The sequence below is a fragment of the Cognatiyoonia sp. genome, from assembly GCF_965661665.1.
GTDB lineage: Bacteria > Pseudomonadota > Alphaproteobacteria > Rhodobacterales > Rhodobacteraceae > Cognatiyoonia.
On record NZ_CBFIEO010000031.1, the window covers coordinates 1 to 8,206 of the forward strand.

10 protein-coding genes, 1 tRNA gene and 1 pseudogene are annotated in these 8,206 nt (G+C 56.9%); 10 read left to right on the forward strand and 2 right to left on the reverse strand.

All coding sequences use genetic code 11. From position 1 onward, the window contains the following. The 10 genes and pseudogenes from ACTF5F_RS13535 to ACTF5F_RS13580 all read left to right on the forward strand — a co-directional run. A pseudogene (locus ACTF5F_RS13535) lies at positions 1 to 352 on the forward strand (UDP-N-acetylglucosamine 1-carboxyvinyltransferase); the annotation flags it as partial. Continuing rightward, positions 352 to 831: a DUF2948 family protein gene (locus ACTF5F_RS13540; protein WP_438957398.1), complete on the forward strand. Its 480-nt coding sequence runs from the start codon at positions 352 to 354 to the stop codon at positions 829 to 831. The pseudogene ACTF5F_RS13535 and the gene ACTF5F_RS13540, both read left to right, overlap by 1 nt. Before the next feature lie 81 nt (positions 832 to 912). Then, entirely contained in the window at positions 913 to 2,217 is a 1,305-nt protein-coding gene (hisD, locus tag ACTF5F_RS13545) for a histidinol dehydrogenase (protein WP_438957399.1), read from the forward strand. Further along, the gene (locus tag ACTF5F_RS13550) at positions 2,214 to 2,693 is read left to right on the forward strand and encodes a UPF0262 family protein (protein ID WP_438957400.1); all 480 of its coding nucleotides are present in this window, start codon (positions 2,214 to 2,216) and stop codon (positions 2,691 to 2,693) included. The genes hisD and ACTF5F_RS13550 overlap by 4 nt, the downstream gene beginning before the upstream one ends. An 80-nt stretch (positions 2,694 to 2,773) precedes the next feature. Next, positions 2,774 to 3,181 (forward strand): low molecular weight phosphatase family protein, encoded by a 408-nt coding sequence (locus tag ACTF5F_RS13555; RefSeq protein WP_438957406.1) that lies wholly within the window; start codon positions 2,774 to 2,776, stop codon positions 3,179 to 3,181. 91 nt (positions 3,182 to 3,272) lie between these two features. Continuing rightward, on the forward strand, positions 3,273 to 3,491 hold the full coding sequence (gene infA, locus ACTF5F_RS13560) for a translation initiation factor IF-1 (RefSeq protein WP_010137880.1): 219 nt from the start codon (positions 3,273 to 3,275) through the stop codon (positions 3,489 to 3,491). A gap of 84 nt (positions 3,492 to 3,575) precedes the next feature. Beyond that, positions 3,576 to 4,181, forward strand: coding sequence for a Maf family protein (locus ACTF5F_RS13565; protein WP_438957401.1), 606 nt, complete (start codon positions 3,576 to 3,578; stop codon positions 4,179 to 4,181). Then, positions 4,178 to 5,200: a ribonuclease E/G gene (locus tag ACTF5F_RS13570; protein ID WP_438957402.1), complete on the forward strand. Its 1,023-nt coding sequence runs from the start codon at positions 4,178 to 4,180 to the stop codon at positions 5,198 to 5,200. Before ACTF5F_RS13565 ends, ACTF5F_RS13570 begins: the two co-directional genes overlap by 4 nt. After that, positions 5,200 to 5,382: a DNA gyrase inhibitor YacG gene (locus ACTF5F_RS13575; RefSeq protein ID WP_438957403.1), complete on the forward strand. Its 183-nt coding sequence runs from the start codon at positions 5,200 to 5,202 to the stop codon at positions 5,380 to 5,382. The genes ACTF5F_RS13570 and ACTF5F_RS13575 overlap by 1 nt, the downstream gene beginning before the upstream one ends. Before the next feature lie 78 nt (positions 5,383 to 5,460). After that, a tRNA-Phe gene (locus ACTF5F_RS13580) sits at positions 5,461 to 5,535 on the forward strand. Positions 5,536 to 5,998: 463 nt separating this feature from the next. Here ACTF5F_RS13580 and ACTF5F_RS13585 read toward each other — a convergent pair. Together ACTF5F_RS13585 and ACTF5F_RS13590 are read right to left on the reverse strand one after the other, a co-directional pair. After that, complete coding sequence (locus ACTF5F_RS13585; protein ID WP_438957404.1) at positions 5,999 to 7,408, reverse strand: TRAP transporter large permease; 1,410 nt, start codon at positions 7,406 to 7,408, stop codon at positions 5,999 to 6,001. Further along, positions 7,408 to 8,073 carry a TRAP transporter small permease gene (locus ACTF5F_RS13590; RefSeq protein WP_438957405.1) on the reverse strand — a complete coding sequence of 222 codons (666 nt, stop codon included), beginning with the start codon at positions 8,071 to 8,073 and terminating at the stop codon, positions 7,408 to 7,410. The genes ACTF5F_RS13585 and ACTF5F_RS13590 overlap by 1 nt, the downstream gene beginning before the upstream one ends. Between the last annotated feature and the right edge of the window lie 133 nt (positions 8,074 to 8,206).

An 8,206-nucleotide genomic window follows, 5' to 3' on the forward strand; every position in this document is an offset into this window, starting at 1 on the left:
TCCGACCGACCTTCAGGCGCAGTTCATGGCGATGATGTGCCTCAGCAACGGGACCAGCGTGCTCGAAGAGACGATTTTTGAGAACCGCTTTATGCATGCGCCAGAATTGTTGCGCATGGGGGCCAATGTTGAGGTGCAGGGCGGCACCGCGACCGTACATGGTGTGAAGCAGATGAAAGGTGCGCCTGTAATGGCGACGGATTTGCGGGCGTCTGTGTCTTTGATCCTTGCGGGCCTCGCTGCGGAGGGTGAGACGACGGTGAACCGTGTCTACCACCTTGACCGTGGGTATGAGCATGTTGAAGAAAAATTGGGCGCCGTGGGTGCCAACATCAAGCGGGTGTCTGCGTGATGTCGGATGACGCAAAATTCGAAGATGGTGTTGAGCGTCCGCTGCGGCTGATGGCCGTGGATGCGGAGGATTTGAAGGTCGTCTCTGCTTTGGTGCAAGACGCTATTTTTCTAGCCTCAGAGATGCGTTGGACCCCGGCCGACCGGCGTTTTGCGGTCCTGCTCAACCGTTTCCGCTGGGAAGATGCCAGCGGTGCCGAGAAGCGTCGACGCGATTTTGAGCGTGTTCAGGCGGTCTTGATGATCGAAGATGTGGTCAAAGTGCAAAGCCAAGGTGTCCAAAAGGGCGATGCGGATACCGTTTTGTCGCTTTTGTCTGTTGGATTTGAGGAAGGCTCAGATGGCAATGGCCGTGTTGTGCTGAACCTTGCGGGCGACGGCGCGATTGCCTGCGAGGTTGAGGCTTTGGGCCTTTGGCTGAAGGACGTGACACGTCCCTACATTGCACCGTCGCGCAAAGCACCTTCTCACCCCGACTGAACTGCCGTGCGGTAAATCGCACCTCGGCGATTGCCCCGACTAGGGTTGGGGGCTATGTGAGCGCTTAGAAGGAGCCTCACTATGCCTCAGTTCTTGAGCACAACTAATCCGGATTTTGAAACGCAGTTTGCGGCACTTTTGTCTGCGAAGCGGGAAGATGCGCCGGATGTGGATGAGACGGTTGCGGCAATCATCGCGGATGTGCGCGATCGCGGCGATGCGGCTGTGCTGGAGCTGACGGCGAAGTTTGATCGGCTGGAATTGGCTGCTGAGGGATTGCGGTTCTCGGAGGCTGAGATTGACGCCGCCGCTGCGCAGGTCTCCGACGAAGAGTGGGCTGCACTGGAGCTCGCGGCGGATCGCATCCGCGCATACCACGAACGCCAGATGCCGGAGGATGCCCGTTGGGACGATGCGGCTGGCGCGTCTTTGGGCTGGCGCTGGACGGCTGTTTCGGCGGCCGGCCTCTATGTTCCAGGTGGATTGGCGAGTTATCCATCTTCCGTCCTGATGAACGCGATCCCTGCGAAGGTTGCAGGTGTTGAGCGTTTGGCGATGGTGGTGCCTACGCCCGATGGCGTTGTGAAACCGTTGGTCCTGCTGGCGGCGAAACTCTCGGGCGTGGATGAGGTCTACCGCATTGGTGGGGCGCAGGCGGTGGCTGCGCTCGCCTACGGGACGGCGACGATCGCCCCAGTTGATAAGGTCACGGGGCCTGGTAATGCTTTTGTTGCTGCGGCCAAGCGTCGTGTGTTTGGCAAGGTTGGGATCGACATGATCGCGGGTCCATCCGAAATCCTTGTGATCGCGGATAAGGACAATGACCCGGATTGGATCGCCCTCGATATGCTGTCGCAGGCGGAGCATGATGAGAGTGCACAAGCGCTCTTGATCACGGATGATGCAGATTTTGGGCGCGCGGTGGCTGAGGCTGTAGAAGCGCATTTGGAAACGCTGGAACGCCGCGCGATTGCGGGCGCAAGTTGGCGCGATTTTGGGGCGGTGATCACCGTGCGCGATCTGGATGAAGCGGTGGCCCTGTCCGACCGTATCGCTCCTGAACATTTAGAGCTTTGCGTGGCGGACGCAAACGGTTTGGCGGAGAAGATCCGCCATGCGGGTGCGATTTTCATTGGCGCTTGGACGCCAGAGCCGATTGGCGACTACATCGGTGGGCCAAACCACGTGTTGCCAACGGCGCGGTCGGCGCGGTTTTCCAGCGGGCTGTCGGTGATGGATTTTCTGAAGCGCACAACGCTGGCCCGAATGACGCCCGATGCATTGGCAGCGATTGGCCCATCTGCAGAAACGCTCGCCAAATCGGAAAGCTTGGAAGCGCATGGCTTGTCAGTCCGTGCAAGATTGGACAAGTTGAACCGCTCATGAGCAGGATATTTGAGATAAACCTCGACGATACGGCGCTGCCGCCGCCGACGCCGGAGATTGAGCAGGAGCGCAAGGTTGCGATCTTCGACCTGCTTGAGGACAATAGTTTTGATCTGCCACAACGCTCTGATCGACCTGTACCCGATGGACCTTATCGGTTGGACCTTGGCATCAAGGAGCGGCGGCTGGTCTTTGGTGTGCAGACCGAAGCGCATGATCCGGCAGGGGAGTTTCATCTGTCGCTTGGTCCATTCCGGCAGGTTGTAAAAGACTACTTTCAGATTTGCGAAAGCTATTTCGACGCGGTGAAAACTTTGCCCCCTAGTCAAATTGAGACGATTGATATGGCGCGGCGTGGCATTCACAACGAAGGTGCGCGGGTGCTTCAAGAGCGTCTGGAAGGCAAGGCCGAGGTTGATATCGACACCGCCCGCCGCTTGTTCACACTCATTTGCGTTTTGCACTTCGGCGGGTGAGGGCGGTCGTGACTGAGCAAATCCAAGACCTTCCTCAGTCCGTTTTGTTCTGTTGTGACCACAACGCCGTGCGGTCCCCGATGGCTGAGGGGATCATGAAGCAGCTTTATGGCATTGATTGCTATATTCAGTCGGTGGGCGTGAAGAACGATTTGGAGATTGATGGATTCTCCATCGCGGTTTGCGCGGAATTTGGGGTTGAGCTGTCGCGCCATCGCTCCCGATCTTTTGATGAGATGGAAGAGTGGGGCGATGATCTGTCGTCCTTTGACCTTGTGCTGGCCTTGTCGCCCGCCAGTCAGCGCCGCGCCTTGGATTTGACCCGTTTTTACCATTTGCAGGTGGAATATTGGCCGATCCTCGACCCAACAGGCCTTGGCGATGACCGCGAAACTCGGCTGGTAAGTTACCGGCAGGCCCGCGATCAGATTATTGAGCGGCTCATTGCCCGTTGGGGGCCGGGGCGCGGCTTTCCTAACGCAGGATAACTGCCCTTTTCCCTTGATATTTCGCCCCTCAGCCCTCATGTAGACCGCGCGAGGAGCAGTTCCGCGCACAGAAACAAATTTAGGAGACCTCATGGCCAAGGAAGATATTCTCGAATTCCCCGGTGTCGTTAAGGAACTCCTGCCAAATGCGACGTTTCGGGTTGAGCTTGAGAATGGCCATGAGATCATCGCGCACACGGCAGGTAAAATGCGCAAGAACCGCATCCGCGTTCTGGCAGGCGACAAAGTACAGGTGGAAATGACACCGTACGACCTGACCAAGGGCCGGATCAATTACCGGTTCAAGTAAAGCGATCTTTCGATTCCTGACAGCACTGACGCGATTGGTCCTTGGCCAATTGCTTCTGACCTTTGCATCGCTCAAGGTGCACGGATGACGACACTTCCCCCAAATCCTGATTTGAAGCTAGTGCTTGGCTCTGGCTCCCCCCGTCGGCGTGAGTTGATTGTGCAGTTGGGGCTGACGGCACACGACGTACGCCCACCTGATATCAATGAGGATGTGCAAGCGGGGGAGAAACCGCGCGACTACGTGAACCGCATTGCTTTGGAGAAGGCCAAGGCGGTGAAGATTGCCGCGGATGAGGTGGTATTATGTGCCGATACGACCGTGGCTTGCGGCCGTCGCATTCTGGGCAAACCGGCCGATGCGGATGAAGCGCGCGCGTTTCTGAAGCTCCTGTCTGGGCGGCGGCATCAGGTGATCACGGCTATCTCCGTCCGGCGGGAAGACTGCTTGTGGCAGCGCGACGTCGTGTCCCAAGTGAAGATGAAGTCGCTGTCGGAAGCTGAGATCGCTTGGTACCTCGCCATCGGTGATTGGGAAGGTAAAGCAGGCGGTTACGGCATTCAAGGCCCCGCCAGCGCGTTCATCCCGTGGATCAGCGGATCGTTTCACGCGGTCATGGGCCTGCCACTGCCTGAAACGGCGGCTTTGCTGACAGCAGCGGGATTGCCAGTTTGCGGGGCGCAGCCATGAAGGGGCGCACGATCGCATTGGATCACACCAATGGGCGCGAAGCGGCAGCGTTGATGGTGAATGGCAAGCTCGATGATCTGCTGGTGGATGCGCAGGATGTCCCACGCCCCGGTGCGATCTTTCGCGGTATCTGTGACCGTCCGATCAAAGGGCAGGGTGGCATGATGCTGCGCCTGCCGGAGGGGGAGGCAGCTTTTCTGCGGCAGGGCAAAGGGCTGAAACCTGGGCAGGCGGTCTTAGTACAAGTCACGGGTTATGCCGATGAGGGGAAGGCGGTGCCAGTCACCGACCGCGTCCTGTTCAAATCCCGCTATGCAATCGTCACACCGGGCAAACCCGGCCTCAACGTTAGCCGCCAGATCTCCGATGACGTAGTGCGCGACCGCATTCTCGAAGCAGCGCATAAGGTGCACGACGGCAGCCACGGCATCATTCTACGTTCTTCCTGTGCGGAGGTGCCGGGTGAAGAGATTGCCGATGATATCGTGGCAATGACCGACCTCGCCCATGCTGTTCTGGCTGATGCCAAGGGGACGGAACCTGAGGTGCTGACTGAAGGCGATGGCCCGCATCTGCTGGCGTGGCGCGAATGGACAGATGCCGCAGATGTAGTAACGGAGCAGGGCTGTTTCGAAAGCCTCGGCGTGCTCGATCAGCTGGAGCGTTTGAGTGGTGCATTGGTGCCCCTAAGCGATGGCAGCATGTATGTGGAACCCACCCGCGCCCTTGTTACTGTCGATGTAAACACAGGCAATGACACGTCGCCTGCTGCGGCATTGAAAGCCAATCTTGCGGCCAGCCGCGCCCTGCCGCGGGCCTTGCGGCTGCGCGGGCTTGGGGGGCAAATTGCGGTGGATTTCGTTTCTATTTCAAAGGCGCATCGCAAACAGGTGGAGCAATCCCTGCGCGCGGCGTTCAAGGCTGATCCGATCGAGACCTCTCTTGTGGGTTGGACGCAAATGGGGTTGTTTGAGCTGCAGCGAAAGCGTGAACGTTTGCCGTTGAAAGGACTGCTCTGATGGCCTGCCCGATGTGTGAAAAAGACAGCGAAGCGAAGTATCGTCCGTTTTGTTCAAAGCGCTGCGCAGACCTCGATCTGGGCAAATGGTTGTCAGGCTCATACGCCATTCCATCGGCCGCTCAGGACGAAGATGAAGAGCTTGCCGAGGCGCTGGAAGAACAGGCGCGCAAACCGCACTGATTATTCGCAAAAAGGCGCTGGACAGCCCATCCCAGTTTGCATAGAAGTCCGCTACCCGATGGCTCCGGCCATCCCGGTGCCCGGGTAGCTCAGGGGTAGAGCAGTGGATTGAAAATCCTCGTGTCGGTGGTTCGATTCCGCCCCCGGGCACCACTTTTCAAATAAAAATCAATGTACTAGCCATCGCACAGTTTTTACTTCGTGCGTTGCACACTCATCGCACAGTTTTGCCGTGCGTTGCTGGGTGGATTTGAGGGCTGAAAAACTGTGTCGAACACAGTGTTTGGAAGCAATGTGTTGGCCACAGTAAGTGGAACACAGCGTTTGCCCCACAGTAATTCTAACACAGTAACTCAACTTACTCTTGGAACAGAGCAACTCGGCGCAGTCTGCGACCACACCAACTCCAAACAATCGTGAGCCACGCGGTACACAGAAGGCAGACCTTCGTGCTTCGTGCAGCGAACGGCAGCTAGGAGCCCATATTGACCAATGCCGCAACTTGTATGAATAGCCGCTTCGCTTAGTAACGACGGTAAGTTCGGTTTCGCAAAAGTCGGAAGAAAAGCGGCGATGCCAGAACTGGCACCGCCGTTTCTTGCTCGCATGGCCACGTCTATTTCGTAATGATCTCGGGGCCCATAAATGTGTTGGGCAAGACCGTCGAAATCCACGGCACATAGGTCACCAGGATCAAGAAGACAAAGAGCACCGCGAGGAATGGCAGTGCCGCACGCACTACGCTCATCATTGGCATACCAGCCACACCGGAGGTAACAAAGAGGTTCAGTCCAACCGGAGGTGTAATCATACCGATTTCCATGTTGACGACCATGATGATGCCGAGATGGATCGGATCAATGCCAAGCTCAATCGCGATTGGGAACACCAGTGGCGCTACGATCACCAGCAGTCCCGACGGTTCCATGAACTGGCCGCCGATCAACAGGATGATGTTGACGACGATCAAGAACATGACCGGCCCAAAACCAGCAGAAAGCATCGCATTGGCGATATGCTGTGGGATTTGTTCGTCCGTTAGAACGTGCTTCAAGATAAGCGCGTTTGCGATCACGAACAGCAACGTGACTGTCAGCTTGCCGGCATCGAACAAAGTGCGTTGTGTATCTGGATGGAAAAAAGCGGTCACGATGGCCCATGGGCGGCTGCGCAACGTAATGCTGCCGGGGATTTCATTCACCGCTGCCGCGGACAGGCTGCGCGGCCGTCGGTCTGCGAGAGGGCCCATATCTTTGTAGACGAACGTCGCGATAAAGAACGCATAGACTGCGGCGACGGCGGCCGGTTCGGTTGGTGTAAAAATGCCCCCGTAGATGCCGCCAAGGATGATGACAATCAGGAAAAGGCCCCAGCCTGCCTCACGGCCAGAGGCGACGATTTCGCCCCAACCCTGCCACTCACCCTTGGGTAAATTTTTAATTCTGGCGATGACATAGATGGTGGTCATTAGCATGAAACCGGCGAGCAATCCGGGGATGACCCCCGCCAGGAACATTCGACCGACCGAAACCTCAACCGACGCGGCATAGACCACCATCACGATGGACGGTGGGATCAGGATACCCAATGTCCCTGCCGTACAGATGACGCCTGCGGCAAAGTCTTTGGAATATCCGACCTGACGCATGCCGCCGATGACGATGGTTCCGATTGCAACGACAGTCGCAGGGGAAGACCCCGAGAGGGCTGCAAACAGCATGCAGGCGAAAACGCCAGCAATTGCCAGCCCACCCGGCAAGTGCCCGACACAGGCGATTGAGAACCGAATAATCCTTTGGGCCACGCCGCCAGTCGTCATGAAGGAAGACGCTAAGATAAAGAACGGGATAGCGAGGAGCGTATAGTGCCCCTCAAACGCGCTGAACAAGGTTTGGGCAACGGATGCCAGTGAGCTGTCTGAATAGACCAACAGAAAAAGAACCGATGACATGCCGAGCGAAATGGCGATCGGAACACCGATCAGCATGAGGCCGATGACCATTGAAAAGAGGAGTGCGACTTCCATTAGCTTTCTCCCTGCCTCTGTTCGCAAATTTCTTGAATTTCGTCTTCAACCTCGTGGCTGGCCACCACGCGGTCGGTTTTGCCAGTCCAAAGCGCCCAGCCAGCTTGGACAAAGCGCAAAAGTAACAGCGCCATTGATAATGGCAGAACAACGTAGGGCAGCAGGCGTGGGATTTTCTCGTAACTTTCGCCATCATTAAACACGGTTTCCATCCAACCCAAAACGGCGGGATGCGGGATGTCATTGACCTCGTACCAGCCCTTGCCACGATAGCTTTCTTCGAACCCAAGCGGGAACCAGTTTCCTTCGGTTCCGGGAAGGTTTGCGAAATTTGCCCAATAGTCCCATGCGCCTTTCAGCATTAGAAAGCTGAAAGCGATACAGACGGCAACCGCAGCCAGCCCCATCGTGCGACGTGGCCTTGGTGTCAGCGAGTTGATGACGATGTCGACGCCCAAATGCGCGCCTTTCTTGACCGCATAGGATGCACCGAGAAGAACGAGCCAACCGAACAAAAAAACAGTTAGCTCCAACGCCCAAAGAATATTCTGATTGAAGCCGTATCGCATGACGACATTGGCGAATGTGATTAATGTCATCACGCCAAGGATGCCCGCAATGAGGGTCTCTTCTATTCGATCAGTGAAAGATCTCGTGTGATCCATGTCGGACCTCCCTTTGCGTGCCGAGGGCAGATCAACCGCCCTCGGCCATTTCCGATTTAGGTGCCGCCGTTGAACGACTGGGCAGCGTCGATCATGTCTTGGCCGACGTCGTTAGAGAATTGCTCCCAAACCG

Coding starts and splice junctions, on each gene's coding strand:
- ACTF5F_RS13540 (WP_438957398.1), top strand. CDS start 352: ATGTCGGATGACGCAAAATTCGAAGATGGTGTTGAGCGTCCGCTGCGG.
- hisD (WP_438957399.1), top strand. CDS start 913: ATGCCTCAGTTCTTGAGCACAACTAATCCGGATTTTGAAACGCAGTTT.
- ACTF5F_RS13550 (WP_438957400.1), top strand. CDS start 2,214: ATGAGCAGGATATTTGAGATAAACCTCGACGATACGGCGCTGCCGCCG.
- ACTF5F_RS13555 (WP_438957406.1), top strand. CDS start 2,774: ATGGCTGAGGGGATCATGAAGCAGCTTTATGGCATTGATTGCTATATT.
- infA (WP_010137880.1), top strand. CDS start 3,273: ATGGCCAAGGAAGATATTCTCGAATTCCCCGGTGTCGTTAAGGAACTC.
- ACTF5F_RS13565 (WP_438957401.1), top strand. CDS start 3,576: ATGACGACACTTCCCCCAAATCCTGATTTGAAGCTAGTGCTTGGCTCT.
- ACTF5F_RS13570 (WP_438957402.1), top strand. CDS start 4,178: ATGAAGGGGCGCACGATCGCATTGGATCACACCAATGGGCGCGAAGCG.
- ACTF5F_RS13575 (WP_438957403.1), top strand. CDS start 5,200: ATGGCCTGCCCGATGTGTGAAAAAGACAGCGAAGCGAAGTATCGTCCG.
- ACTF5F_RS13585 (WP_438957404.1), bottom strand. CDS start 7,408: ATGGAAGTCGCACTCCTCTTTTCAATGGTCATCGGCCTCATGCTGATC.
- ACTF5F_RS13590 (WP_438957405.1), bottom strand. CDS start 8,073: ATGGATCACACGAGATCTTTCACTGATCGAATAGAAGAGACCCTCATT.